Origin of the sequence: Bradyrhizobium genosp. SA-4 str. CB756, assembly GCF_000473125.1 — a bacterium.
In the GTDB taxonomy this organism is placed as follows: Bacteria; Pseudomonadota; Alphaproteobacteria; order Rhizobiales; family Xanthobacteraceae; genus Bradyrhizobium; species Bradyrhizobium arachidis.
In genome coordinates this window covers 5,664,506-5,691,451 of sequence record NZ_KI421499.1, presented here as the reverse complement: position 1 = coordinate 5,691,451, position 26,946 = coordinate 5,664,506, and the positions used below count along the sequence as shown (strand labels likewise).

At 59.4% G+C, this 26,946-nt stretch carries 23 protein-coding genes; 12 read left to right on the top strand and 11 right to left on the bottom strand.

Going from position 1 to position 26,946, the window contains the following annotated elements:
* Positions 1 to 313: 313 nt before the first annotated feature.
* Entirely contained in the window at positions 314 to 1,864 is a 1,551-nt protein-coding gene (locus tag BRAGE_RS0127685; RefSeq protein ID WP_231164287.1) for an EAL domain-containing protein, read from the bottom strand.
* A gap of 479 nt (positions 1,865 to 2,343) precedes the next feature.
* Positions 2,344 to 2,520: a hypothetical protein gene (locus tag BRAGE_RS56025; RefSeq protein WP_167336527.1), complete on the bottom strand. Its 177-nt coding sequence runs from the start codon at positions 2,518 to 2,520 to the stop codon at positions 2,344 to 2,346.
* Between the two features lie 610 nt (positions 2,521 to 3,130).
* Here BRAGE_RS56025 and BRAGE_RS49355 point away from each other — a divergent pair.
* The 5 genes from BRAGE_RS49355 to BRAGE_RS0127645 all read left to right on the top strand — a co-directional run bounded on the left by BRAGE_RS49355 (position 3,131) and on the right by BRAGE_RS0127645 (position 5,321).
* Positions 3,131 to 3,517, top strand: coding sequence for a hypothetical protein (locus tag BRAGE_RS49355; protein ID WP_051378069.1), 387 nt, complete (start codon positions 3,131 to 3,133; stop codon positions 3,515 to 3,517).
* Positions 3,518 to 3,782: 265 nt separating this feature from the next.
* The gene (locus BRAGE_RS56020) at positions 3,783 to 3,938 is read left to right on the top strand and encodes a hypothetical protein (protein WP_167336526.1); all 156 of its coding nucleotides are present in this window, start codon (positions 3,783 to 3,785) and stop codon (positions 3,936 to 3,938) included.
* Positions 3,939 to 4,447: 509 nt separating this feature from the next.
* The gene (locus BRAGE_RS57615; protein WP_265440967.1) at positions 4,448 to 4,573 is read left to right on the top strand and encodes a hypothetical protein; all 126 of its coding nucleotides are present in this window, start codon (positions 4,448 to 4,450) and stop codon (positions 4,571 to 4,573) included.
* Positions 4,566 to 4,850 (top strand): hypothetical protein, encoded by a 285-nt coding sequence (locus BRAGE_RS0127650; protein ID WP_027562177.1) that lies wholly within the window; start codon positions 4,566 to 4,568, stop codon positions 4,848 to 4,850. Before BRAGE_RS57615 ends, BRAGE_RS0127650 begins: the two co-directional genes overlap by 8 nt.
* 51 nt (positions 4,851 to 4,901) lie before the next feature.
* Positions 4,902 to 5,321, top strand: coding sequence for a hypothetical protein (locus BRAGE_RS0127645; RefSeq protein ID WP_027562176.1), 420 nt, complete (start codon positions 4,902 to 4,904; stop codon positions 5,319 to 5,321).
* A gap of 86 nt (positions 5,322 to 5,407) precedes the next feature.
* Here BRAGE_RS0127645 and BRAGE_RS54845 read toward each other — a convergent pair whose 3' ends face one another.
* The 4 genes from BRAGE_RS54845 to BRAGE_RS0127630 all read right to left on the bottom strand — a co-directional run bounded on the left by BRAGE_RS54845 (position 5,408) and on the right by BRAGE_RS0127630 (position 11,797).
* The gene (locus BRAGE_RS54845; protein ID WP_141263167.1) at positions 5,408 to 5,734 is read right to left on the bottom strand and encodes a hypothetical protein; all 327 of its coding nucleotides are present in this window, start codon (positions 5,732 to 5,734) and stop codon (positions 5,408 to 5,410) included.
* 200 nt (positions 5,735 to 5,934) lie between these two features.
* On the bottom strand, positions 5,935 to 6,567 hold the full coding sequence (locus tag BRAGE_RS51755) for a hypothetical protein (protein ID WP_028146378.1): 633 nt from the start codon (positions 6,565 to 6,567) through the stop codon (positions 5,935 to 5,937).
* A 27-nt stretch (positions 6,568 to 6,594) separates the two neighbouring features.
* Positions 6,595 to 7,305 (bottom strand): metallophosphoesterase family protein, encoded by a 711-nt coding sequence (locus BRAGE_RS0127635; protein WP_035731547.1) that lies wholly within the window; start codon positions 7,303 to 7,305, stop codon positions 6,595 to 6,597.
* A 352-nt stretch (positions 7,306 to 7,657) separates the two neighbouring features.
* The gene (locus BRAGE_RS0127630) at positions 7,658 to 11,797 is read right to left on the bottom strand and encodes a beta strand repeat-containing protein (RefSeq protein ID WP_141263165.1); all 4,140 of its coding nucleotides are present in this window, start codon (positions 11,795 to 11,797) and stop codon (positions 7,658 to 7,660) included.
* Positions 11,798 to 12,417: 620 nt separating this feature from the next.
* Here BRAGE_RS0127630 and BRAGE_RS0127625 point away from each other — a divergent pair.
* Positions 12,418 to 13,029 (top strand): transglutaminase-like cysteine peptidase, encoded by a 612-nt coding sequence (locus tag BRAGE_RS0127625; protein WP_027562172.1) that lies wholly within the window; start codon positions 12,418 to 12,420, stop codon positions 13,027 to 13,029.
* A gap of 3 nt (positions 13,030 to 13,032) precedes the next feature.
* Here BRAGE_RS0127625 and BRAGE_RS0127620 read toward each other — a convergent pair whose 3' ends face one another.
* The 3 genes from BRAGE_RS0127620 to BRAGE_RS54840 all read right to left on the bottom strand — a co-directional run bounded on the left by BRAGE_RS0127620 (position 13,033) and on the right by BRAGE_RS54840 (position 15,477).
* Positions 13,033 to 14,334, bottom strand: a complete 1,302-nt coding sequence (locus tag BRAGE_RS0127620; protein ID WP_027562171.1) for a hypothetical protein — start codon at positions 14,332 to 14,334, stop codon at positions 13,033 to 13,035.
* Positions 14,335 to 14,497: 163 nt separating this feature from the next.
* Positions 14,498 to 14,800 (bottom strand): hypothetical protein, encoded by a 303-nt coding sequence (locus BRAGE_RS49340; protein ID WP_035730107.1) that lies wholly within the window; start codon positions 14,798 to 14,800, stop codon positions 14,498 to 14,500.
* A gap of 68 nt (positions 14,801 to 14,868) precedes the next feature.
* Positions 14,869 to 15,477, bottom strand: coding sequence for a hypothetical protein (locus BRAGE_RS54840; protein ID WP_141263163.1), 609 nt, complete (start codon positions 15,475 to 15,477; stop codon positions 14,869 to 14,871).
* Between the two features lie 271 nt (positions 15,478 to 15,748).
* Between BRAGE_RS54840 and BRAGE_RS0127610 the strand changes: the two genes are divergently transcribed.
* Together BRAGE_RS0127610 and BRAGE_RS0127605 are read left to right on the top strand one after the other, a co-directional pair.
* Positions 15,749 to 17,197, top strand: coding sequence for an undecaprenyl-phosphate glucose phosphotransferase (locus tag BRAGE_RS0127610; RefSeq protein WP_084334668.1), 1,449 nt, complete (start codon positions 15,749 to 15,751; stop codon positions 17,195 to 17,197).
* A gap of 192 nt (positions 17,198 to 17,389) precedes the next feature.
* The gene (locus BRAGE_RS0127605) at positions 17,390 to 18,571 is read left to right on the top strand and encodes a polysaccharide biosynthesis/export family protein (RefSeq protein ID WP_027562169.1); all 1,182 of its coding nucleotides are present in this window, start codon (positions 17,390 to 17,392) and stop codon (positions 18,569 to 18,571) included.
* 142 nt (positions 18,572 to 18,713) lie between these two features.
* On the opposite strand, the gene BRAGE_RS0127600 is transcribed toward BRAGE_RS0127605, so the two are convergent.
* Positions 18,714 to 19,790: a hypothetical protein gene (locus BRAGE_RS0127600; protein WP_141263161.1), complete on the bottom strand. Its 1,077-nt coding sequence runs from the start codon at positions 19,788 to 19,790 to the stop codon at positions 18,714 to 18,716.
* Between the two features lie 23 nt (positions 19,791 to 19,813).
* Positions 19,814 to 20,704, bottom strand: a complete 891-nt coding sequence (locus tag BRAGE_RS0127595) for a glycosyltransferase (RefSeq protein ID WP_028146377.1) — start codon at positions 20,702 to 20,704, stop codon at positions 19,814 to 19,816.
* A gap of 137 nt (positions 20,705 to 20,841) precedes the next feature.
* On the opposite strand from BRAGE_RS0127595, the gene BRAGE_RS0127590 reads away from it, so the two are divergent.
* From BRAGE_RS0127590 to BRAGE_RS0127575, 4 genes are all read left to right on the top strand, one after another.
* Positions 20,842 to 22,074, top strand: coding sequence for a glycosyltransferase (locus tag BRAGE_RS0127590; protein WP_027562166.1), 1,233 nt, complete (start codon positions 20,842 to 20,844; stop codon positions 22,072 to 22,074).
* Positions 22,074 to 23,258, top strand: a complete 1,185-nt coding sequence (locus tag BRAGE_RS0127585) for a glycosyltransferase family 2 protein (RefSeq protein WP_084334702.1) — start codon at positions 22,074 to 22,076, stop codon at positions 23,256 to 23,258. The genes BRAGE_RS0127590 and BRAGE_RS0127585 overlap by 1 nt, the downstream gene beginning before the upstream one ends.
* The gene (locus tag BRAGE_RS0127580; RefSeq protein ID WP_063617205.1) at positions 23,245 to 24,408 is read left to right on the top strand and encodes a WecB/TagA/CpsF family glycosyltransferase; all 1,164 of its coding nucleotides are present in this window, start codon (positions 23,245 to 23,247) and stop codon (positions 24,406 to 24,408) included. Before BRAGE_RS0127585 ends, BRAGE_RS0127580 begins: the two co-directional genes overlap by 14 nt.
* Positions 24,409 to 24,518: 110 nt before the next feature.
* Positions 24,519 to 26,945: a polysaccharide biosynthesis tyrosine autokinase gene (locus BRAGE_RS0127575; protein ID WP_231164288.1), complete on the top strand. Its 2,427-nt coding sequence runs from the start codon at positions 24,519 to 24,521 to the stop codon at positions 26,943 to 26,945.
* Position 26,946: the final 1 nt, after the last annotated feature.

Genomic DNA, 26,946 nt, shown 5'->3' with positions numbered 1-26,946 from the left:
GGCAATTCGCCTGAACCTGCGTCGGCGTCGTCGCGAACGCAGCTCGCGAATGCCGTAACCGGCGGCAAATCCAGCCGCAAAAATAGCCAATAGGAACAGCAGTGCCAACATGGCACCCCTTGAAGCATTTGCCGTGCCAGCTCGGCTTCGTCAGATGTGAAGGCGTTTGCTTCCAGGCGGCTGCTTTCGAACCGCCTCGCCGACCGACTTTCCTAAAGCATGATCCGGAAAAGTGCGAAGCGGTTTTCCGGAAAGATCATGCGCAAACAACAACCTAAAGCGCGATGACGATTCATCCAAATCTCATCGCGCTTTAGGCAACAAGCGCGGCTTTTTGTGTCGTGCCGTCGAGGCCGGCCGATTTACGTCTCTCAAGAAGCTCGACGAATTCCTTGACGGGCAATGGCGCGGCGACGAGATAGCCTTGGCCCTCTTCGACGCCGCAGGAGATCAGGGCGCGGACCTGCTCTTCGGTCTCGATCCCCTCCGCGATGACGCTCATGCTTAGATCGCGCGCGAGCGCGACCAGCATCTCCACGATGGTCGTGGTCGAGGCATCCACCGCGATGGTATCGACGAAGAACTTGTCGATCTTGATGGTGTTGGCACCCAGCGCTTTCAAACGCGATAGTCCGCTATGGCCGACGCCGACGTCGTCAATGGCAACGCGGAAGCCATGGTCGCGTAACTCGCTCACCACGGCTGCGGCACGTACGAGATCATCGAGTTCGTCGCGTTCGGTCACCTCGATCACGATCTGACGTGTGGACACCTTGGCCGCACCAACGGTGCTACGCAGTGTCTCGATGAAACCCGCGCTCAAGAGGTGCTTGGGCACGACATTGAGTGAAAGTTTGAATTCCTTGTCGGCCTTCAGGTGCGGCTGCAGGTCGGCCAGGGCACGGCCGAGAAGCTGCCAAGTCATGCCTTGAATCCGTCCGCTGGACTCCGCCAGCGGAATGAAATTCATCGGTGGCACGACGGAGCCGTCCGCGCGCAGCCAACGCACCAGGATCTCGCATCCTTTGATCTGCCTGGTCTTGAGATCGAAGATTGGCTGAAAATAGGGGCTGAATTCGCCGCGCGCCAACGCGCGGTCGAGATCGGCGACGGGGCCCTCGACGCGCCGCGTCCGCGACAGCAGGAGGCCGAAGAGCGCGCCCAGCGCGAGCGAGAGAGCGATGGCCGGCCAATAGGCCTGGCTGTTCCATGTCGACAGCACGGTCCTGTCGATGCGGATCGTCGTGCGCAGCGGGTAACGTGCCGAGCGCTTCTCGAAATCGACCGGATGCGGCAGCGCCTTGTCGGCATCAAGCATGAATTCGCCAAGCTGCGCGCCATTCGTGAGCGCCAGCAGGACCTGACCATGCGCGCGCAATTCCGCCGGCATGATATCGAACAGGCTGGAGTTGATGCCGAGGATGGCGACCAGCGCCTTGTTGTTGCCGATGTCCCTGAGCACGCCGAGGGCGTCGCCGCCGAATTGCTCGACGCGGAACAGCATCAGCCCCGCATCCCGCGAGGCCAGCATGTCGCCGCGATCGACCCAGCCCTTGTCGAATTCCAGCGTCTCCGAATAGGCCGAGCAGATCACCGAGCCGTCGGCGTTGACCAGACGCACGTCCTTGACCGCCGAGCGCCGATAGACGTGGAGACGGATCGCCTGCAGCGCCGCCGGATCGCAGGTGGCGAGCCCCCGGCTTGCCAACTGGTCGAGGCTTGCTGCGGCAAAGTCGACCGCGAACTCTGAGCGGCGCGTGACGACCTCGGTCAGCTCTTCGAGATGGCGCGCCTGCTGATCGTGAATGAACTGTGTAGCGGCGAAGTGGCCGCCTAGTCCAAACGTCACCGCGCCCGAAAGCACGAGCGCCGCCGTCGAAAATCTCGGCCGTGTTGATCGCATCCGGCCCCGGGACAGGGTTAAAAGAGGATTATCCGAACTTAACCGGGATGCGCTAAGATAAGGTTTAAGGCGGGCCGACTGACAACCGCCAAGCCCCGTTTCAGGTCGCACTCGGCCTGCCCTGCGACCCGCTGTTGTGCTCCGGATCACTCCAGCCCCGCAGATGGAGCCGTTATAGCTGGCGGAACTGCCGAGGGGGACGCCGCGGCAGCCGGACCTCGCTCAATCGGTAGTTGCTTGGGTAAGAGTGGCGGTCGACGGGCCACGTAACGCAAAGGCGCAGCACGACGAATGCAACGTTGAGGGCTAGCCAGATCGATACCGCAATAATGAAATAATGTGCCACAACGGAATCTCCGCTTTCTCAGCAGATCTTGTCGAGACAACGCTGAGAGCGGGGCGTGGTTCCGCAAGCGTTTCAGGCGGCCTTCCGCGGGCTGCTAGCCTTTCTTGGTTGCTGCCTTGGACTTAAGCGACAGGCCGAGGCGCAAGGCCATCCGCTTGATTGCGTCGGGTGATCGCCCGAGCTGTTTCGCTGCATCTTCCAGCGAAGTCGAAGACTTGGCCAATTCCATGAGGCGGCGGTCTTCCTTGAATGACCAGGGCTTGCGCGCCATAACCGAAACTATCCTCTCACGTCGATACGACGACAAAGCCGCCAAGCGGTTCGCTCAGCGGCTTTGCTTGGGTGGGGCCGGGCTTGGGGGAGCCCGGTGCGGAGATGGATAGGCGATCCGACGAAACGCGCAACAAAGACCGGGAATTAAGCTAACCTCTCAACCTTACCGCGGCGAATCCGGTGCGCGATTCACGTATAATCACGGGAGTTTTGGTCGGTGACGGCAGCTCGTGGACAAGTGGCTGTAGCTTAGGATCGCCCGGCCTCCAGTGATGGCTCTCGCAGAATGAGTTTGCGCGATCTCGCTTCAAGAGGCGGCAAGGCTCGCGTTCGAAGCGTGAGTTGATGCTGCGGGCCTAGCCGTCTTTGCTCTGCTCGACCTGCCGGGCGGCGTCGGCCTGATCGACGACACAAGGCGGACTGCCGCAGGCGATACGCTCCATGTTCTCTAGCTCGGGTCGAATTCCTGCGAGCAGATGTTGGATGACGGAGGTTGTGCAATTGGTTCTCTGTCGGTCGCTGCTGACACAGTAGCCCCGATGAACTACTGTGGTGTTTCGAATGGTCGGACGATCGCAATGCTCCCTAGGAGACCAGATTTCGGCGCCATGGTTGCCTTGGTCGTGACGATCCATGCCTGGTGTGGTCAGGCCTGGGCCGGCGACGAGGTCTCGACGGCTGGTTCGACGGTCGAAGGCGAGGCTAGTGATCTCGTCGCATCCCCCGATAGTCATATCTCCCGTGAGGATTGGAAGCGCCGGATTGGGGAGGCTCGCTCGCGGGCTGAGCAGGCGCGACGGGAGTGGAAGCTAAATGCTCCGTTGCGCACGTTCGTGCCAGATCCGCCGGAGAAAATCGCCACTGAACGGGTGCTGAGCGATGACACGCTGCAGCCGGGGGATATCGTTTCGACGGACAAGGGCTTCTTTGTGTTTCGCGGGCGGTCTGGCAGCGACGGGCAGGCTGCGGATTTCGCGCCGATAGCTCCGCGCTAGCTTGCTTGGGCGACATTTATTTCTCGCGCGCACTCACGCCTTGCAAAATCATGCTGATCGAGACGAAGCGAATCATCGCGCGCGAAATCGTGACGATCGTGTCAACTCTGGTTCACAATCGATCAAGTCATGATGCGCGCATGCAACGTCATCCCCGGTGAATTCTCCCTTGATGGAGTCCTGCGCCTCATCTCATGAGGACGCGTCACGAGATCGTCGAATTCGTTCGCTTATGATCGTGCAGACAATCAATGCGAACACGCAGATGCTTCAAAAGGCCTGGGCGGCATTCCCGCTCACCAAGATCAAAGAACGAGCATTCGAAGGCGCATTCTTCAGTGTTGTGCTGATCGCGATGGCCGGCTGGGTCTATTTCATCACGCTATCACTGCTGAGATTGATCCTGTGGTTCGTGGGCTGACTGCATGCGGATGATCGATCCTCAAGCAGATGGCTGCCCAATATTTCTCGCGTGTGAGAACGAAAACAGCAGCACTCATCACGATATCGACAAATCTGCAGGATGAGAATGCTGCGTCTGGGAGAAGGAGACGTTCCGCAAATGGAAAGATTTCCCAATGACATCGGTCTTGATCGTAGGCTTGATCTTCTTCGCGGGCTTCGGAGTTGGCTATCTCGCGCGTGCCTCGCGTTCGCGCAAGCGCAAGCATATGCGCCAGCTTTACGCCCCCTATGGTCCGCCGGCATCCCGGACGGCCGCGCGGCGCGCGTTTTGAGACTACACGACTCGAAGGCAGCTAATGTGATGACACATCTGTCCGGGGCGGCGTTCGCGATGACCAAGGTAACCATGTCCACTTAGGTTAAATCGCGGCCGCCGTTGTCTATCGGTTTGGTGATGAATAGGTTGCGCACGGATTTCAGGCAGATGATTTTGCATCCGTGCGCTTTTGAGTGGGATTTGAGTTGATGATCTGGCTCGTCGCTTTGGCCTTCCCGGTTGTGGCGGGACCGGTTTTCGTGTGGGCCTATGGCCGCCGGCTTGGCGCGCTAAGCGGTCCGTGGATCTGGGAAGAGGCGGCGCGTCATGACTGATCTGAGGAACAATGCGCCGCGGCGATACTTTGTCGATGCGGGCGGGCGACGCGTTTTGATTGGGCTGACGCCTGAGGAGACGTTCGAATTCGAACGGCTGGACAGCCAACCGGTTGCCGACCTATCCAAGGGGCAAGTTCTCCGCGACGGGAAGGTCCTGTGGCCGGTTACGGGGGAGCTGCGCTGGCAGGAGCTGTATGCCAAGCACGACGGTGCCTGGAAGGCGTGGTTGGTGCAGAACCGTGGTGAACGGACCGCAGGCTTTAGCCTTTGTTAACCATCCCGGACCCATTTTCTGGTCTGGCGCCTCCAACCGGAAAATGAACGCATGTTCCAGCTGTTCTTGCGAGCCCGTACCCACAACTTCTTGAGAGGCCATAGCCGGGGAGAGCAGGAGTTTCGTGCGCGTTCGCCCGAGCGCGACATGGAAACGGATCGCTCCCGGATCGAGGCCATCATGACAGCGATCGAAGATGCCCTGCACGCTGCCGAGCGTGAGCAGTCAGGCCTGAGCCGTCGCGTGGAAGACGTGCTCGCACGGGCTGCCGTGACGTTCGGCAATGGCGATGACGAATATCTGGAGCGCGAAGACCTGGACAAGCATCATCAGGATCTCTTCGACAAGGAGATCCTGAACGGTCAGCGCAGGCTCAAGGAGCTGGGCTCATCGATCGCGCACTACAAATTCCTGAAGGCGGCGATGCTGAGCCGCTTTCCGGAGTTCAGGTCACCCGCCAGCACAAATTAGAAGGCACTGCAGCCATCGAAGCGGCGGCAATCGTCGCCCTGACAGCGCATCAACCGGCGTCTGCGCTCAGGCAGCGAATCTTTGCCTCAGTACTGAAGAACGCGCTCGGGAAATGCCGGATTCACATACCGGGCATATGTGCGAACCCGTCCGTAGTAGTAGTGAGGCTCGTCCCGGGTGCGCGGATCAAAAGCGTAGGAGTATGCCATTCCGAGCGAACGATGCCGCACACGGACCACGGTTGGGCAGCCGCAGCGCGGACCGCAATAGGGATTGGGACCGCGATCGATATAGGGGACAGCCGTAGCGTGACGAACGGCGATCGGCGGAACGGCGTAATCGGCCGCGAAAGACGGTGAGGCGACGGCGGTCAGGCTCGTCGCAAGGGCGAGAAATCCGAGAAGAGATCGCATGGCTGTATTTCCCCAATTGGGACAATCTTAGACGTTCTCGTCCGAACGGGCAAGTTGGTCCCTGGGCAGCCGGGTATCGCGCAATAAACAGACAAACCTCCAAAGCGCGATGAGATCAGGATGAATCGTCATCGCGCTTTAGGTTGTTGTTTGAGCATGATCTTTTCGGAAAACCGCTGCGCAATTTTCCGGATCATGCTCTAGCCGCGTAGCGCGCCGACGAAGGAGGGGTCGACCGCCTGTACGGCTTGCTCCAGGAAGGCTTTGCCCTGCTTGGAGGCTTGCTGGTAGGCCTTAACGAGTGTCGCCCTCAAGTCCGGGCGGCGCGTCAGCATCAGCCGCACGTCGCCCCGCGCGAGCTCCGCGAGCTCAAGATCGAAAAGGGCATCGGCGGAGGTCGCGGTATAAAGCCGCATCGGCATCAAACGAGCATCGTTCGCCCCGGTGATGTAGGCCATCCTGAGCGCCCCGACCACCGTCGGACCACTGGGGTCACGTTGGGCTTCGAGGAGGGCTAACGCCAGCCATAACTCGGCGTCATAGGGCGTTACCGATAGCGCCGATATGACGCGCGATCGGGCATGATCGCTCCTCGGAGAGACCTTTCCATCACGAATGGCATCCAGCGCTTCGATTAGCGTGTGATTGCTTTCGAGGTCCGATCTGAAGGGAATGCCGCCGAACCAACCTGGAGCTTCGTGCAGCTGTGTCGACAGCTTGGGATCGTCAGGAAAAACGGGCCGTGCACTGGCAGCCAACTCCGCGGCGCCGGAAACGAAGCCGTAACATCCGACGAGCAGTGACAAGGCAATCAGGCTGATCCGGAAGAGCATCGACGAACTCATGGCTGAGCATTGTGCTCAAAGCGCCAGGAGACTATGCCCTTGAATAGTCAATAACGTCAAATTGCCTGTTGCATAGGCGCCGGTGTCGATGTTGACCCTGTTGGGACGGATATCGGGCTCCTGAACCGGTGTGTGTCCATGGACGATGTATTTGCCGAAATAAGCCTCGCTCCGTAGAAATTCCTCTCGGATCCAGAGGAGGTCGTGCTCCTGCTGACGTGCCAGCGGGACACCCGGTCTGACGCCAGCGTGAACGAAGAAGAAATCCCCGCAGACAAAGCGAGGGCGCAGGCCTTGAAAGAATCGATGCTGATGAAGCGGAATTCTTGCCGACAGCTCCTGGACGAGTTCGGCTTGTTCGGCCGCGCTGGGGTTGAGAGAGGGCTTGAGGCCGTAGGATGTCAAGGTCTGCAGGCCGCCGAACTGCTTCCATTGATCGAACTGGGCGGGGTCTTTCAGGACATCCAGCAGGAACTCCTCGTGATTGCCCTTGAGAAACACCGACTCATGCTTGCGGCCTCGTTCGATCAATAATTCGATGGTGCGGTACGAATCCGGGCCACGATCGATGTAGTCGCCGAGAAAGACATGGATCGGCCGCATCGAGCCGATCGTCGTGAGATCCTTGTCGATGACGGTAAACATCTGCTGCAGAAGGTTGGCGCATCCGTGGACGTCGCTGATCGCATAGATGCGGATGCCGTTCGGCAACCTCGGCTTCGGCATTTGCGCCTTCGAACGGGGCCATTTGATCATAGCGACTTGGGGACCTGTAATGCCTGCAGGTAGTACGATTCGGATAACGCGACCCTATCTCCCATCCTAAACAGATTCAGTAAGCAATTGTGCCCAAATGGTTTGGGCCGCTGCAATAGAGGGTATCGGAAAGGGCGGGAAGTGCGCCGAACGTCTCATTCTCGAGCCGATGGGGCCATTTGGCGCCATCTTGCGGGCCTTTGCCGGGGCGGTTTTCCGGTGTGTTCGACGGCGTGATCCGCGTGTCTGGCCGGCGGCGACAAGCATGCACCGCCGGCCATGAGCTTGAGGTTCAACCGGTCTTCATTCGCGTTTAGCGGCCCTACACCATCACCAGATGATCGCGGATCCAAGCGGCGTCGTGGCGTAAATCGGCCAGCTGCTGAGTGGTCGCTTCCTCGACCATGGCGATGGAGGCGGTGCGCCCGGCGGCGTCCACGACGTAGCCTCCATACTGCTGATAGGCTCTCGCAACCGCCAGGCCCTCGGGCGTCAGACCAGCGTGCTCGATGTCCAAGTCGGTTGGCAGGGCGAAGTGGGCTCCGACCGGGATTGTACCCTTGTAGGTGTTGACGCTGCCGCCATCGGCCGCCACGGCAGGGAAGACAAACTGGTCGAGTTGGTTGGTCCCTGCCTTGAGCTGGGTCGGGTCGAGCTCGATGGCCATGGCGTGGTTGATTGAAAGACTATTCAACTCGTCGGTCGTGATGAGGCCTCCGAGAAGAGACGCACCCGATGCCCGGACTCCCGCGCCGACGCCCACTGCGGTTCCCCATCCGGTGCCGTTCAGGTCACCCTCAACGAGGTAGCTCGCATGCCAGGTCTGGCTTGCCGAATCGTAGCTGGCTTTCCACGCTTCCCAATAGTGGATGCCGTCAGGATCGGCAAAGACGACCCAGCCGTCGCTGGCATGCGTCGGCGTCAAATCGGTCGGTGTCGTGATCTGCAGCGTTCCGTGCGACGAGAAGCCTCCACCCACTGTTGCTTGGTTCAGAACGTCAAATGTCCACTTCATGTTCGGCGCACCGGCCGGCGTGGTGAAGAAGATGTCCTCCGATTGGACCCAGGTGTTGGCGAGACTGGTGCTTTTGAATTGCTGGTTCTGGATCGCGTTCGGATCGGAGTAGTGGACGTTCAGTTCGCTGATGGGCGTATTCCAGAGGCTGTCCGCGGAGAAGAAGTGGTGCCCGGAAAGCTCGAAATCCTGCTGATGGGATATCAGGTCGGCCTTGCTGAGCCCGGAGAATGTCAGCGTGTTGCCGTGCCCGTCGTCGATGACGGCGCCTGCGGCGGTGTCCGTCGTGTGGTTCTGCAGCATGTCGGACACGCTGGTAAAAGCGGTCGAGTCGATCTCGACGTGATCGCTGCCGAAGTCAAAGGAGGCGATCGTGTCGTGACCGAAGTCGAACTTGAAGACCAGCGTCTCGGAGCCGCTGCTGGTGAAACTCTCGTCGGCACCGCTCGAGTAGACGGTTCGGGTATGGGTGCCGTCGAGAGCGACCTGGTCCTTTGACTTGAGAAAGCCGGTGGCGTCATACACATCATGCTCGGAGACGTAGGGCGTCCCCGCGGCGTTCGTCAGGAAGACGTCCTTGCTGTTGTCCGCGTGAAGCACGGTCTCCGTGGTAAGTGTGGCCTGGCCGTTCACCACCGTATAGAGCTTGGTGTTGGAGATGTCGGTCGAGCCTGTTGGATACTTCAAGACGTCGCTGCTCAGGACGGCATGGCCCGAGACATTCGCATAGGTCCGCGTGTCCGTGGTGCCGTTCGTGTCGATGGTTACCTCTGATTTGAGGACGCCCGTCGTGTCGAAATAGTCGGTCGTCTTGGTGCCGTCCGTGCCCAAAACGTACGTGTAGTCGAGAGTGCCGTCGGCGTGGGTGCGCGCCATGCTAATGAGCACGCCGGCGGTATTGTAGACATCGTGCTCGGCGACATAGGTCTTGCCGGTGATGTTGGACAGATAGACGTCCTTGCTCTTGTCGGCGTGCACGACGATCTCACTGGTGAGAACGCCGTTGGTGTAGGCGAGCGTATCCGAGGAGCCGTCTGCTTTCACGACGCTGCTGGACGTCAGCAGGCTGCCATCGGCGTTGTATTGAAGGGATGTCTTGGTGCCGTCTGCGCCCAGTGTGTAGGTGAAGTCGCGGGTGCCGTCGGCATGGGTGCGGACGATGTTGGTGAGGACGCCGGCAGCGTTGTAGATGTCGTGCTCGGCGACGTAGGTCTTGCCGGTGATGTTGGACAGATAGACGTCCTTGGTCTTGTCGACATGCGCCACGGTCTCGCTGGTGAGGACGCCGTTGGTGTAGGCGAGCGTATCCGAGGAGCCGTCCGCCTTCACGATCGAGCGGGACGTTATGGTGCTGCCGGTGGCGTTGTACTGAAGGGCCGTCTTGGTGCCGTCTGCGCCCAGAGTGTAGGTGTAGTCGAGCGTGCCGTCGGCGTGGGTGCGCACCGAACTGGTGAGAACGCCGGCCGCATCGAAGATGTCGTGTTGAGCGACGTAGGTCCTCCCGGCGATCTGCGAATAGTAGACGTCCTTGCTCTTGTCGGCATGGACGACCGTCTCGCCGGTGACGATACCATTGGTGTAGGCGAGGGTATCCGAAGAGCCGTCCGCCTTCACGACGATGCTGGACGTCAGCAGGCTGCCACTGGCGTTGTATTGCAGGGACGTCTTGGTGCCGTCCGCGCCCAGAGTGTAAGTGAAGTCGCGGGTGCCGTCGGCATGGGTACGCACCGCGCTGGTGAGCACGCCGGCGGCGTTGTAGACGTCGTGCTCGGCGACGTAAGTCTTGCCGGTGATGTTGGAGAGATAGACGTCCTTGGTCTTGTCGGCATGCAACGCCGTCTCGCTGGTCAGGACGCCTTTTGTGTAGGCGAAAGTGTCCGACGAGCCATCGGTCTTCGTGATCGTGCGGGACGTCAGCGCGCTGCCGGTGGCATCGTACTGCAGTGCTGTCTTGGTGCCGTCAGCGCCCAGGTTGAAGGTGTAGTCGAGCGTGCCGTCTGCGTGGGTGCGCACCGAGCTGGTGAGAATGCCGGCCGCGTTGAACACGTCATGTTGAGCGACGTAGGTCCTGCCGGCGATCTGCGAGTAGTAGACGTCCTTGCTCTTGTCGGCATGGATGACCGTCTCGCCGGTGACGACACCGTTGGTGTAGGCGAGGGTGTCCGAGGAGCCGTCCGCCTTCACAACACTGCTGGACGTCAGCAGGCTGCCGTTGGCGTTGTATTGAAGGGATGTCTTGGTGCCGTCCGCACCCAGAGCGTAGGTGAAGTCGCGGGTGCCGTCGGCATGGGTACGCATCACGCTGGTGAGCACGCCGGCGGCGTTGTAGACGTCGTGCTCGGCGACATAGGTCTTGCCCGTGATGTTGGAGAGATAGATGTCCTTGCTCTTGTCGGCGTGGACGACCGTCTCGCTGGTGAGTACGCCATTGGAATAGACGGAAGTGTCGGACGAATTGTCCACATATACTATCGCGCGGGACGCCAGGCTGCCGTTGGCATTGTATTGCAGCGTGGTCTTGGTGCCGTCTGCGCTCAAAACATACGTGTAGTCGAGAGTGCCGTCGGCGTGGGTGCGCGTCGCGCTAGTGAGCACGCCGGCGGAATTGTAGACATCGTGCTCGGCGACGTAGGTCTTGCCGGTGATGTTGGACAGATAGACGTCCTTGCTCTTGTCGGTATGCACGACGGTCTCACTGGTGAGGACGCCGTTGGTGTACGCGAGCGTATCCGAGGAGCCGTCCACCTGGGTGACCGTGCGGGAGGTTATGGCGCTGCCGGTGGCGTTGTATTGGAGAGCTGTCTTGGTGCCGTCGGCGCCCAGGCTGAAGGTGTAATCGAGCGTGCCGTCGGCATGGGTGCGCACCGAGCTGGTGAGAACGCCTGCCGCGTTGAAAACATCGTGCTGAGCGACGAAGGTCTTGCCGGCGATGTGGGAGTAGTAGACATCCTTGGTCTTGTCGGCATGGATGACCGTTTCGCCGGTGACCACACCGTTGGTGTACACGAGCGTGTCCGAGGAGCCGTCCGCTCTCACAACGCTGTTGGACGTCAGCAGGCTGCCGTTCGCATTGTATTGCAGCGACGTCTTGGTGCCGTCGGAGTCCAGAGTGTAGGTGAAGTCGCGGGTTCCGTCGGCATGGGTGCGGACGATGTTGGTGACGATACCCGCGGCGTTGTAGACGTCGTGCTCGGCGACGTAGCTCTTGCCGGTGATGTTGGAGAGATAAACATCCTTGCTTTTGTCGGCATGCACTACGGTGTCACTGGTGAGGACCGCCTGTCCATTGACCGTCGTATAGAGCTTCGTGTCGGACACGTCGGTCGAGCCGGCCGGATATTTGATCACGCTGCTGGAAAGAACGCCGTTCGTGTAAGTCTGGGTCTGCGTCGACCCGTCCGCGAGCTTGGTCGTTGTCGATGTAACCGTAGGAGTAGTCGAGGCCATTGGAACCCACCATGTGTCGAGACTGATGGATGTGTAGGGCCGAGACGTCTCTATCGAGCGAAGTCTATCGATGGGTTCTGATCGGTAGAAACAACCAGACATTAATCGGAAACGATCAGCCCCGTATTTTCCACGGCAGTCGTGGTCTTGACTTGCACCGTCGCTGCGCGCCGCAACGTCGCGCTAGTGTGAATGCCGCCCATTCGAGCGACGAACTGCTGCGCATCGAAATGAACCGCGTTCTACAGTCTTGCTCGCATCGGGAACCGTTAACGCACACTTGCCAATGGCCGCCTCTCCCGGGAAGACGAGGTTCCCCATCGCGCGCTCCGGGTTGCAGAGGTGCCTTGGTGACGGATCATGGTCCGTCTCGGAAGGGCGGCAACAGAATTCGTCAGGGTTACCGCATTCCAAAGCCCGCCGAATTGGCACCCAACCTTCGATGGGCGACGACCGCGAGATTTCCTCGATTTCGGTTCGTCTCGAGCTCGCAGCGGCGATTGGTAAATGACTCGTATCGAACAACGAGACCGTTTGATTCTATTTGATCGGTCGAACGGCGCAGAATCTCAAATCGTTCCATCTAGCGTGCTCCTCAAGAGTGTTGTGGGGAGTCAAGCATGCGTAAGTTTTCAGCCTGGGTGGTCATGGGAGCCGCCGCGATCGCCCTCGGGTTTCAGCCGGTTCAAGCTGGTCTGTTGGGGATGCCGATGGGATTGCAGTCGGCCATCCAGCACATCAAATTCGAATCCAATGCGTTGGCCCCGTTCGCGTACACGCAATTCTGCGCTCGATATGTCGATGAATGCCGCAAGCGTCCAATGTTCCGCGGCGGTCCGGTGAAGCTGACGGCCGAGCGATGGGACCAGCTCAACGAAGTCAACCGTGCGGTCAACAGGGACATCATCCCCGAGCGCAACGAGTTTGGCCTGGCCGGCGAGACTTGGCTGATCGGTCCGGATCGTGGTGATTGCAACGACTATGCGGTCACGAAGCGCCATCAACTCCTGGCTCAGGGTTGGCCGGCCCGCGCGCTGCTCTTGAGCGAGGTGGTCACCAATTCCGGTGAGCATCACCTCGTTCTCGTCGTGCGTACGAAGAACGGCGATCTCGTGCTCGACAATTTGAGTCCGAGTATCAAGCCCTGGGCGCGCGCACCCTATCGCTGGGTTCGAATTCAGACACCAGATCACAACAGGTTGTGGGCCACGATCGCTTCGCGCCGGGTATGAGCCTTAGTTGCCGGCGCTTGTACGGCCCATGCTCTGCGCTATTCCGATCCCGATCGTGATGGTGGCGAGGATCTGAACGGCGGCATTCAGGAGGCCGTTGTCGAGGAACGCCTCGCAAAGCAGGACAATCACGCCGGCAGCGGCCGTGGAAGCATAACGAGAGTCGCGTCCGCGCCGAACGGCGCCACGGAACATGACGATAAAGACATAGGCAACCATCAGGACGACGAATGCCAATACGGGTTTGCCCCACTCGATTGCCATTGTGATCGCCGCGGACGGCAGTTCGAGAACCGGCGTTGCCTCGAAATCGCGATAGACGGGCTCGAGCGACTGGAACGTTCCCACGCCATTGCCGAGTTGCGGCGCGTCCGCCATCATGCGCTCCGCCATTGAACGTTGCGCTGTGTTCGCCGCCGGCGCCAAGTCAACAATCGTCCACGACGCTATCCCCTGAAGGCGCGTTATCGCTATTGCGGCCACGATCGCCGCGACGATCGCGAATAGAATGAGCGCGGGCCACCATCCGACCTCAAGATGGCGGCTGGCGGCCACAAGGATGAGTGAGAGAAATCCGAGGGCCACTGCGGCCGTCAGACCAACGGAAGCAAGATTTGCCAACGCGGCGAGTGAGACGCCGAGCCCGACCAGAACGAGCGCGAACTGGACCAGCAATGGCCTTGACACGCCTTGCGCTACGCCGCTGCCCCAATTCCTTCCGATCATCATAATGATCGTTGCGGCATTCATGAGGACAGACAGTGCAGCGGCTGCAGCGAAGGCGGAAGCTGCGCCGTCCGTCGACGGGATCAGGCCGGGGACGCCTCCAAAGCGCGAGATCAGCACCATCGCCGACATGAAGGTCGTCACCGTGCTCAATGCATAGAACAGCGTTTCAGCCCTGTGCCGGTCTCGCGTGACAATCACGGTAGAAATCAAAAGCGAGAGCATGGCCAGGTAGACCATAAGGCTGCGTACTGTGTCGTCCGGTGAAATGCTGATTCTTCCGGCGACAGGCTCGCCAAGGGCTACGGTAGTCATCTTCCAAATTGGATTGATGAGCGCAGGAAAGGGAAGGGGCGTTATCTGGAAGATCATCCATAAGGCGGGAAAAGCGAGCGAGAGCGCCAGCGGACTTATGAACCGAGCTGCACCGGATACATCGGCCTGTTCTCTCGTGGCTGCGCATATGAGGATGATTGCAGCCGCAACAGAAACGAGCTGCTCCACCAGAGGGATATGAATGGTTGCCAGCGCGGGGCATGCAGCCAGCACAATGATCAAAAGGCGAATGGAAATCTGCAAGCGGAAATTCTTCGTGCGAGAGTCGGGCAGACGCTATGGGCCGGTGCTTATCGCACATCGAGCAAGGTGTGCCAAATACGCGGATCAGATCCCGAACCGCGTGGATTTCCGTTGCGACTCTAGGCCAGCAGAGGCAGTGCACTACCCGAATGAATGCGTTGGCTCAGCGGCTTGGCCGCTGTCTGTACAACAGAGCGATGGCCGCAGTGCGCGATCTGGACGCGGACGGCATTCTGAGCGCGGCGAGGACGTGACGGCCGACTAGGCCGAAGCCATAGCCGACCTGTGTGAGCGCTCCGGCCAAAAAGGCCTGCGACATCGTCGATGCGAAAGCCTCGCCATGCGACAGCGCGAGCAGTGTGGCCGCCATGGCCGCGAGCAGGCTAACTGGCACGAGTATCCAGACGCGAAAGCGCCATGCGAGCACTGCACCAACCAGAAATAAAAAGATGGCGACCGGAACCATTTTTGTCTCCCGGCGAACACCTTTTCACCTGGTTCCCTAAGAATCCGTGAAGCGGGCGGGGCAGCGATCTAGCGAAGCGCGCAGCTTGATCGCAGCGCTCGCATGGCATTGGCGAGCCCTGCAAGAGGAATGGTCCCGCGAGTGGGCGTCGGCGTCGTTGCGATCTCGACGGTGAGCTCCGGGAATGTTTGCCAAGGGCCAGCAGCGAGCGCGGAGGCGCTCGGCGGTAGTACGATCGATTCTGCGCTTTGGTTGACCGAGGCCTCGAGTTGAACTCGATCAGATCCGGCTGCCAGGGTGACCTTTGGATGGCTTGCGCGAGGCTGTTGTTCCAAAAGAGTCAGCATCACTTCCGTCCCGAATTCGGCGCAACGCAGGCTCAATCCGGCCAGATTCAGATCCGATCTTGTCGTGTCGGCCGTACGCATGATTGCGACGATATCCGCGCCACCATTTGGATTGCGCGTCTTGACCAACCGCCAACCTCCATCGAGAGGCGTCGATTGGCTCGATGAGTTCAATTGGCGCGATACAGCATCGTCGCAACGCTGACGCTGCTCTGGATCTGCACCGGGCACGCAACTTTGAGGCAGTCGCGTTGAGTCAGCAGATGCAGAGCACGGCAGCGCGATTGCGACCACGAGAAACAATGCGCGGAACATCTTGAAGGCTTCCAACTTGAAGGCTTCGAACCAGACAATTGCCCATTGCGCGGGCCCTTGGTCTTGACGAGCTGATGATTAATTTGGCAGTAGTCGTATCATACAAACTTGATGCATTAGGCTGCGCAATCTTATTGCATTGCAGCAAAAAATGTTGTTTCTAACCTGTGGTTAATCTCACGTTACGACCTTCTTGCAGGAGGCGATCTTGATCCCCCACAGTCCGATTGAGCGGGACGTAAGCGGGCGTGGGCCAGCGGAGCGCGCGGCCTTGGAGACCTCCGCAATGCAATATCAAACTTTGCCAGGGACGAATTCCGGAGGAGGGCGCGTAAAGATCCCTTACTCCGCTCTGCAGTATTTGTTCGCGCTGGCCGACGCGTTCCTGATCGCGTCCGCTGCCGTCGTCGGCGGCGGCCTTTACCAGCTTGTCACAATCGGCGAGTTCAGGAACGCAGACCAATTGCTCGGCGCTGGTCTTACAGCTGCGTTGCTCTACGTGCTGATTGGTCAGTCCGGCGGCTTCTACGATCTGCGCATCGCATTCTCGAAGCGAAGGCGGGACGCCGGGCGCATTTTCGCGCAATGGTCCATGGTCAGCTTGTTGCTGACCCTGCTGGCGTTTCTCATGAAGACCGGGGCCGTGTTCTCACGCGGCTCGATCATCTGCTTCGGCTTGCTGGCGCTGGCGCTGCTTTTGGCCTGCCGCCGCTTTTCGAAACGATTCGTGGCAGCTGCTGTCGCTGACGGCCAAGTGCAGGGCAGGCGTGCCATCGTCATCGGGACCCGGGAAGAGCTTGCCGCCCTTGGGGTCGAAGAATTGCTGGAACGCTTCGGTCTGACCGAGATAGCGCGCGTCGTCTTTTCATCGGATCGCAACGGCGGATTTGCGATGACCGACGAAGAATCGTCGTTGCTCGATCGCGCGTTGGCAATTGGCCGCGAGTCGGCGGTCGACGAAATCGTGTTGGCGCTGCCGTGGACCGATACGCGCAAGCTCGAATTGGTGCGGGACCGCCTGAGGGTTTCGCCTCTCCCGGTGCAGTTGGTGCCTGACAGGCGAATTCGTGCGCTGGCTGAGAATCCGTCCTATCGCTTGCGTCGATCCTTATCGATCGAAATCCAGCGCGGGCCGCTGTCGCGTGCAGAACAGTTTTCGAAACGAGTGGTCGACATTGTCGGCGCATCGCTTGGTCTGATCATTCTGGCGCCGCTCATGATTTTGAGCGCCATCGCCATCAAGCTCGATTCTGCCGGCCCCATTTTCTTCCGCCAGCGCCGCAACGGTTTCAACGCCAAGCAGTTTTCGATCTTCAAGTTTCGCACCATGACCGTGATGGAAGACGGGGCCGCGGTGGTTCAGGCCAAGCGCTTCGATCCTCGCGTGACCCGTGTCGGGCGTGTTCTGCGGCGTTCGAGCATCGACGAGGTCCCCCAGCTCTTGAACGTTCTCACTGGCGAAATGTCGCTGGTCGGACCTCGGCCGCATGCGTTGGCGCACGACAACCATTACGGTGACCTGCTGGCGGAGTACGCATTCAGGCATCACGTGAAGCCTGGAATAACCGGCTGGGCGCAAGTTCGCGGATATCGCGGCGAGACTGCAAGGGTCGAGCAAATGAAAGGCCGGGTGGATTGCGATCTCTGGTACATCAACAACTGGAGTCTTGCACTCGACCTGAAGATCTTGATGCTCACTTGCCTCGAGATCACCCGCCAGGGAAACGCATACTGACCACATAACAGGCAAAAAACGGGCTGCGCTTGGGCAACTTTTGTCTGAGCGTGGTGACGGTCACCCGCGCGGCGTTGACGATGTAGCTGCAGCGCAACAACCTCAAGCCAATTCTAGCAATTCGATAGGGATTACGTTGACTCCGTTGAGGATTCAGCCCAATCCTCGACGGGGTTACCATTGGGGTTGGGCGTGAAATCCAGCATTACTTTATCGGCATTGCTTTCGGTCGTCCTGCTGTGTTCGGCAGGTTGCGCGATCATGCCCAGCTCTGGTCCCGAGGACCATGTCATCAAGAGCGAGATGACGAAGGCGGGGCCGGAGTACGGGCTCGTCAAGCTCACGCCGACCGTCGTCGACATTCTCAAAGAATATGGTCCGGGCGCACTGGCCGGCACCTTCCCCGACAAATCGCCTCCGCGCAGCATCAAGTTCGGCATCGGTGACGTCGTTTCTGTGACGATCTTCGAAGCGGCCGCCGGCGGTCTCTTCATCCCTGCTGAGGCGGGCGTCAGGCCGGGCAACTTCGTCCAGATTCCAAATCAGAACGTCGACACGGCGGGCAACATCACCGTGCCCTATGCCGGCGCCGTCAAGGCGGCAGGTCGTACGCCCAGCGAGATTCAGCAGGACATCGTCAAGGCGATCGGCAATCGAGCCATCGAGCCGCAGGTCGTGGTCGCATTGATCACGCAAAACACGTCGCTCATCAGCGTGCTGGGCGAGGTCAACACGCCGGCCCGCCTGCAAGCGAACGCTGCTGGCGAGCGCGTGCTGGACGTGATCAGCCGCGCCGGCGGCCCGAAGGGTCAGGGATGGGAGACCTGGGTCACGCTCGAGCGCAATGGCAAGCGGGCAACGGTGCCGTTCGGTGCGCTCGTGTACCAGCCCGACAACAACGTGTGGGTCCACCCAGGCGATACCATTTACGTCTACCGCGAACCCCAGATCTTCCTGGCGTTCGGCGCGGCGGGACAGCAGGGGCAATTCCCGTTTGACATGTGGAAGATCACCATGGCGCAAGCCATGGCCAAGGCTGGCGGATTACTCGATGCGCAGGCCGAGCCAGCGGGTGTCTTCGTCTACCGCCGTGAACCCCGGGAACTCGCCGAGCGATTGGGTGTAGACTGCTCGAAGTATGTCGGTCCGCTGATCCCGGTCGTCTACAATGTCGATTTCCGGGATCCTGCCGGCTTCTTCCTGGCGACCAAGTTCGACATGCGTGACAAGGACGTGCTGTTCGCTGCAAATGCAGCAACCTACGACACCGCGAAGTTCCTGCAGTTCGTACGCCTGATCGTGGCGACCGCGAACGACACGATCGTGTCGGCCAACAACGTGCAGGTGCTCAGGATCAACTCGAAGGGACTCTGATCCCTTCGGACCGCTCCAGTCTGAACTTCGATAAGCCGGGATCGAATATCTCCCGAAAATAAAAGCGCCGCCGACATTTGTCGGCGGCGCTTTCTGTTGAGCCAATCTGATTCTTGCCTTCCGGCGGCCGCTCGAGGCGGCGCTAATGAAGCGGTTGCAGTTCGGAAGGTCTCGGCGCGACCCTCTCGCCGGGACCACCAATGCTATCCGGGCCGTTGTTCGTGACCATTCTGAGCTGGGCCAGGATCTTGCGCTTGTCGCGCTGCAGATTGTCGGTCTGTGCTTTGTTGCAACCGGTTTCCGTGACGGCGATTATGTTGGTTCGAGCTGCGGCATCGACGACATAGCCGCCAAAGGTCGCGTAGGCTCGCGCGAGGGCCATCCCCTCGGGCGATAGATCGAGCTTGGTGAGATCGACCGACTGGGGAATCGCGAAAAGAGCTCCCATGGGGACGTTGCCGGAATAGGTGTTGCGGCCACCAAGATCGGTTGCCGTGGCCGGCCACACCTTCTGCTCGGCCATGGTCGCGCCTCGCCGCAACTGGGTCGGGCTGATGACCATAGCCATTGCGTGCGGGATGACGCCTTGCTCGAGTTCATGGCAACGAATGAGGCCGCCCAGGAGCGATCCGCCGAAGGCCCGAATGCCTTCGGAGGCGCCATCGCGGCTGGCCTTTCCAAGGCCATACAAATCCGTCAGCACAACATAGTGAGCGCGATAGACGTTGGCCGTGGGATCATACGAACCCTTCCAGACTTCGTACGCGTAGTGCCCGTCCTCGGTAATGATCGCGGCATACCTGTCGGTCCCTCCCAGGAATTGGATATTATGAGGCGTTTTGAGCTCGAATGATCCTCCATTCACGGGCGATGAAGACAACCAGGGACCGGTGGACGAGCGTCCCTTGTATTCCCATCGCATCACCGGGTCGTCGGCCTTCTGTCTATCTATCTTGAGAAGGTCTACGCCGATCCAGGCGTAGGAGGCGGCGTGACCGCCGACACTCTCATTCCTGATCATCGCAGTTTCGGTCTCTTGGGGATCCTGGAAGGAGGCTCCCTTTCCGAGCGGCGTATTCCAGAAACTCGCATTCGAGAAAGGCTGGAGTCTTGGATCTCGACCTGATCCGGCTCGTACCTCACTGTCGAGGAACGCTGCCGAAAAGCCGCAAACAAGCAGGACCGCACTCAAACCAAATCCAGATACTTCGCGTCGCATCCCATGCCTCGACATTGTTGGCGTTATGCAACGCTCTTTCGCGCATAACCGCGTGCCGTCACCAAGGCGTTCCGGATTGTTGCGCGTAACATCTTCGCGAGAAGCGCGGGCGTAGCGCCCCACTGAATCATGCGGCTCCAATCGCCGAAGCTCGGTACGGTGCCGTAGAAGGGAGAGAAGAGCTGCATGAAGAGATACGGTTTAAGGTGGGCGGGGGCCTTGTCGTTCTTCTGCATTATTCTTTCGAAGGCATCGTAGCGCTTTTTGGAATTCTTGGAGATGCGGTCGCGACCTTCATCGACGTAACAGACGTAGCTGCAATCAGGAACGAGACGTGCGGGTCCGTATCTTCTCACCAGGCGCATGAAAAGCTCGAGGTCCTGCAAGGCGGGCATGTTTTCGTCAAACCCGCCAATTTCCGCGAGGTGCCCGGTAGGGCAGAAAATCTGGTTGCCGATGAAGTTGTGGTGGAAAAGATCTTCGTAACTGACCTCGTCCTTGCGATCGGTGGTGGGAGACGACGATTTGCCGTCGGTCATCACGCTTTGCGTGAACAATCCTGAAATGCGATTCGCATCGTCGCCGAGATTGCTCCAGTAGTTCAGGAGATTCTCAATCCTGGTCGGCGTGAATTCGTCGTCATCGTCCAAGCCGGTGATAAATTGTCCGGCCGCGATCTTTATGGCGCGGTTTCGCGCGGCGGGCGCTCCTCTTGCTTTATCCACGTGGATGACCGTGAGGCGAGGTTCGCTGGCCCGAAGACCGTCGAGATAGGCGCGCGTGTCGTCTGTCGAGGCATCATTGACCACGATGATGTCAAGATCGCTGTGTGTCTGTTGTATGACAGATCTCAGCGCGCGCTCGAGAAGCAATCTGCGATTGTGAGTCGGGATATATATGCTGACTTTAACCATCTTCAGGCACCGCAACGAGTTGCTCGCGCGCGCAACCCGCGGCGATAACCAATTTCTAAGGAATCTGCCTTGATCCCGCAATGATTTGGTATTTTATCGCACTGCGAGAAGCCTCGGTCGACGAAGGGATTTGAAGCGTGCCTGAACTGAAGTCGCCGCTCCGAAAGCGCGTGGCCTATCTGACAAGCCAATATCCCAAAGTGAGTCACAGTTTCATCCGGCGTGAAATTCTCGCGCTTGAGCGGTTGGGCTGGGAGGTTCATCGATTTGCCTTGCGTGGCTGGGATGCGGAACTGCCGGACGTTGACGATCGGACGGAACTGGAGCGAACTGCCTACGTTTTGAACAAGGGCGTGTTGTCCATTGCATGGGCAGTTGTGGCGACGATGTTTGCTGCGCCCGGCGGATTTTGGCGATCTTTCACGATGGCCGTGGCCTTGATGCGGCGAAGCGATCGTCCCTTCTTTCTCCATGCCATATATTTGGCAGAGGCGTGCTGGTTGGCGCGGGAACTCGCAAGACTCCAACTCTCGCATCTTCATACCCATTTCGGCACCAATCCCACTGACGTCGCATTGCTCGTCAATTGCCTCACGGGAATCTCTTACAGCTTTACCGTGCATGGTCCCGAGGAGTTCGATCGGATCATCGGGATCAACCTGCAGACGAAGGTGGAGCGGGCGAAATTCGTTGTTGCAATCAGCTCGTTCGGACGTGGCCAGCTGATGCGTCTCATTCACCCGAGTGGGTGGAATAAGATCAAAGTGGTTCACTGCGGCGTCGATGAGCGCTTCTTGATCAGCTCTGTGCTGGCCAACGCCGCGAACAAATTGGTGTGCGTGGGACGGCTCTGCGAGCAGAAGGGGCAGGCGCTGCTGGTGTCAGCAGCTGCACGATTGGCAGGCAGAGGGGCCAACTTCGAGCTCGTGCTCGTTGGGGACGGGGAGAATCGTCCGATCATCGAGCAGTTGATCAGGGATCACCAGTTGCAGGGCAAGGTTCGTATCACGGGCTGGGCGGACGGCGAGGCTGTGCGTCGCGAGATACTTGATGCCCGCGCGTTCGTTCTGCCGAGCTTTGCGGAAGGGCTTGCGGTTGTCCTGATGGAGGCCATGGCGCTCGGTCGACCCGTCTTGACGACGTACATTGCTGGTAATCCCGAACTTGTCGTCCACGAAGAAAATGGCTGGCTGTTTCCTGCCGGCAGTGAGGATGAACTGGCCGATGCCATGCACCGTTGCCTGAATGCGCCCGTATCGGTTCTTCAGGCCATGGGAGAGCGAGGCGCGCGCGCTGTTGCCGAGCAGCACAACGTGCAGACGGAAGCTGGGAAGCTGAGCGCGCTGTTCGCCCACGCTTTGGAGGCATGATGTCCGTCCTCATCGTCTGCGCGAGCTTTGCGATAGCGGTCGCCGTCGCCGTTCCGATCCTCGTTTTTGCCGTCCAGATCTTCGTTGCCGCTCGGACTGGGCACGTGCCTCCGCAAGATGTCCGCCGCCCGGGTTTCGCCGTTATCGTTCCCGCGCACGACGAAGAACAAGGAATTGCGCCGACCTTGCAGTCGATCCGTCGAGAGCTGACAGGCTCGGACCGCCTGGTGGTTGTCGCAGATAACTGCTCGGATCGAACCGCCGATGTCGCGGCCGCGGCGGGTGCTGAGGTCACTTCTCGCAACGATCCGATGCATCGTGGCAAGGGATTTGCTCTGGATCACGGTCTGCAGTTTCTGACCCGAACCGGAGCTCCCGAGGTGGTGATCATTGTTGACGCGGATTGTCAGGTCGCGGAGGGAGCGCTTGCGCGCATCGCAGCTCTTGCTGCGTCGACAGCACGGCCAGTGCAGGCGGCCTATCTGATGGCGCCCACCCGGAGCGGAGATCTCTCCCCAATTCGGAACCTTGCCTGGTTTACGAAGAATTATGTGAGGCCACTGGGCTGGTTGCAGCTCGGCTTGCCGACACAGCTGACAGGGTCCGGCATGTCGTTCCCGACGCATCTGCTTGGATCGGTCAGCCTGGCGACCGACGAACTGGTCGAAGATCTATCATTGGGACTCAAGCTGGCGCTGCGGGGACGCGCGCCCTTGTTCTGTCCGGAAGCCGTTGTGACGAGCCAATTTCCGGAAGATGTACGGGCGGAAAAATCGCAGCGCACGCGCTGGGAACACGGATATCTTCATTCGATTATAACGCATGCGCCTCGGCTGTTCGGCGAAGCGATCAAGCGTCGCGATTTGAACCTTCTTGGTCTCGTCCTGGACCTGATCGTGCCGCCGCTGTCGCTTTTGATAGTCCTGACCTTGGCATCGTTGTTCCAGGGAGCCCTGGTATTCTTCTGGACCGATACTGCTGCACCATTCGCCATCAGCTTGGGCTCGACAGCGGTTTTCGTGCTTGCCGTCATGGTCTTGTGGTCTCGCTTTGGGCGGGATTTCTGCTCACTCGCGGATTTGCTGAAAGTGCCAATCTACGTCTTGGCGAAGATACCGCTTTACCTGAAGTTCATTTTGAATCGTCAGCGCGTCTGGGTAAGAACTGATCGTGACTCAAGATAGTCTCAAAATTGCAGATGTGTCGGAACGCGACCTCAATCCGGTGCGCGTTGACTTCGGCCGTCGGGTCTATTGCCTGTTCGGCATTCCGGTCGATGCGCTTTCCTTCCAGGAGACGGTTGCCGAGTTGAAGCAGGCTGTGGCGAGGAGGGATCGCTGTGTTTGGTCGACGCCAAACCTGAACTTCCTCACGTCGTGTCTGAAGAGCTCGGAGTTTCGCGATATTCTCGGCAGGAGTCAGCTCTCGACCGTCGACGGAATGCCGCTGGTGATCCTATCTCGGATGCTCGGAATTCCCGTTCCGGAAAGAGTTCCGGGATCGACGGTTTTTGACAGAATGATGTCGGGCGCGGCGGGACCTATGAGAGTGTTCTTCTTCGGGGGACCTGAAGGGGCCGCAGCACGTGCCTGTGAGCGGTTGCCGCAATTGTCGCCCTCCTTGCAGAGCGCGGGCAGTTTTTCGCCGGGCTATGGCTCGATTGAAAGCATGAGCCGAGCGGACATTCTCGAGGATATCAATCGATCCGGTGCCGATCTGCTCATTCTGGCGCTCAATGCCAAGCGTGGTCATAGCTGGATCAGCCTGAATTCGCCCCATCTCAACGTGCCCGTCATCGCCCATCTCGGATCCGTCATTAACTTTGTTGCGGGAACGATACGACGCTCGCCGGAGTTTCTGCAGAAGACGGGCCTGGAATGGCTATGGCGGATTTGGGAGGAGCCTTATCTGGCGTCCCGGTACGCCAGGGATTTCGTCGATCTGGCGAAGCTTTTGGCAACAAAGGCGTTTCCGCTCTTGCTGCTCGGTCCCTTGGTCAAGCTTGCCAGCTCGGGTGGAGCGGCGCTGGATGTGAACGTCACGGCCCGAGATGGTCGCGCCGTGATCGAGCTGAAAGGAAGCAAGAGCGACCTCGATCTCGAAGGTCTGCGCAAAGCGCTCGATCAATATCAGGACTTTCGAGGTGAACTGGTCGTATGTCTGAGAGAGGTCAGCTATGTCGATCCTGCTTTGCTCGGCCTGTTGATCGTCGCGAGGGGAGGGCGTCTCGAAAAGAGGCTTCCGGTCCGGATTCGTTCGCCGCGGCGGCTTGGGGCCCGATTGCTCGTCCATCTCCACTGCGCTGACTATTTGATGGGCCCGCCTGACGATTGACCTTCGCCAAGAGACTGATTATATTCGAGAAATAGCTGCCCCGATGCGGTTCATGAAGTGCTTGCCTTTGCCAAACGCCTCATATTCGTCGTGATGCTTATGCTATTTTAGTGCAGCGCAGCATCGCTTTCCTCAAACAACAAAGTACTCCGCGCATGCTTCATAGCCGATTGCCTTCAGTCAACGTCGAGGCTCCGGAGCCGGAGCTGTTGTCGATCAGCGACGCCATTCTGGCGTTGAAGGGGCTGGTCTCGCGGCAGCTTCCCTTGATGATCTTCGTTTTCCTGGCGTGCGTGTCGCTTGGGCTGCTCTACGTGATCACCGCGCAGCGAATGTATACGAGCACTGCCAGTCTGATCATCGACAGCCGCAAGATCAACCTGATGCAGCAGCAACAGTCTGCTGGCAGTGATGCGCCGATTGAATCGGCAATGATCGACAGCCAGGTCGAGATCATCAAGTCGGATACGATCGCCCTCTCGGTCATCAAGGACCTGCGTTTGGTCGACGAACCGGAGTTTACCGGCGACAGCGGCGGGCTCGTCGGCAATGTTCTAGGCGCCGTCTTTTCTCTGTTTTCGAGTCCCACGCCGCCGTCCGAGTATCAGCAGTTGCGTAAGGCGCTTAGTCGCTTTCAGAAGAACCTCGCCGTTAAACGCGTGGGATTGAGCTACGTCATCGAGATATCCTATCGCTCGACATCCGCGGACCGCGCCGCGCAGATATCGAATGCGGTGGCCGAGGCTTATATCGTCGACTCTCTCGAGGCCAAGTACAACGCGTCCCGCCGTGCCGCGGTGTGGCTCCAGGATCGCATGAAGGAACTGCGGGCGCAGGCATCCGCTGCCGAGCGCGCGGTTGCTGACTACAAGGCCAAGAACAACATCGTCGATGCGGGCGGTCGACTGCTTAGCGAGCAACAACTGGCTGAAATCAACAGTGCGCTGACCGTCGCGCGGGCGCAGCGTGCGGAAGCACAAGCCCGTCTCGAGCGCATCACGGCGATTCTGAAGTCTGACGACGAAGATCGCAACGTCATTCTCAATGACCTCGCGACGGTCGCCGACACGATGCAGAATCCCGTCATCGTCAAGCTGCGCCAGACTTATCTCGACTATGCGGCGAAGGAATCGGACTGGTCGAATCGCTACGGTGCGAACCATCTTGCAGTGATCAATCTGCGCAATCAGATGCGCGAGATCCGGCGGTCGATCAAGGACGAGCTGAGGCGAACGGCCGAAAGCTTCAAGAGTGATCTGGAAATCGCGAAGTCGCGCGAGGAGGCCAGCCAGAAGAGCCTCAACGACGCGATCAGCCAATCCAACGACACCAGCCAGGCCCAAATTGTGCTGCGCGATCTGGAAAGCAACGCGCAGAGCGCGCGTGCTCTCTCCGACAACTTCTTGCAGATGTACATGGTGTCGGTGCAGCAGCAGTCCTTTCCGATTACCGAAGCTCGCGTGATCACGCCGGCTGCAATTTCGCTGAGTCCGTCGTCCCCGAAGACCTTGCTCGTGCTCCTCGGCAGCTTGCTCGTCGGCGGCTTGTTTGCTGGAGCAGGTGCGTTCATCAGGGATATGATGGATCGCGTGTTCCGCACGGCGCCGCAAGTTGAAGCGATGCTGGGTATGAGCTGTCTTGCGGTCGTGCCGCGCGTTCAGCCGGATGAGTTGCCCCAGACGGGCTGGAGCAAAGCGAGAACGGTGGCCAAACTGGCCTCTGGTTGGCGCCATCTGAGAGGCAGGAGCGAACCCGAGCAACAGGTCGTCCCTTCGGAGTATCCGGCCGGTGCTCAGCTTCTGGGCCGGCAGATGAACGTCACTGACACTATGTCCGGTGTTGTGACCCGCGCGCCGTTCTCTCGTTTCGCGGAATCTATGCGAGCGATCAAGATGGCCATCGATCTGAGCAGGGACGAGGCGTCCTGCAAGATCATCGGCATCACATCGTCATTGCCCAACGAAGGTAAATCGACGATTGCCGGCGCCATCGCGCAGGCGAGCTCCATGAGCGGTACGCGCACGCTTCTGGTGGACTGCGATATCCGCAACCCATCATTGACCCGGCGTTTCTCGCCGGATGCGCAGGCCGGACTAATCGAGCTTGTTCTCGGTCAGGCGGAGCTCAAGGATCTGATCTGGACTGACAGTCAGTCCGCGCTCCACTTCCTGCCTTGCGTCATCGCGTCACGATCGTCGAACTCGGCCGATTTGCTGGCCTCGGCTCCGATGGAGAGATTGTTCAAGGCGCTACGAAACCACTACGATCTCATCATCGTCGACTTGTCTCCGCTCGCGCCTGTTATCGACGTGCGCGGCACGTCGCGCATCGTGGACCATTATACCCTGGTGGTGGAATGGGCCGAGACCAAGATCGATGTCGTCAAGCGATGCCTGGAGGAAGCGCCAGGCGTGCAGAAAAAGCTGATGGGAATAGTGTTGAACAAGGTGGATATCGCAGCCCTGGGCCGCTATGACGCCTACCGCGGCGATTACTATCGAAACCGCTATTACCACCGATACGGCTACGTCGATTAGA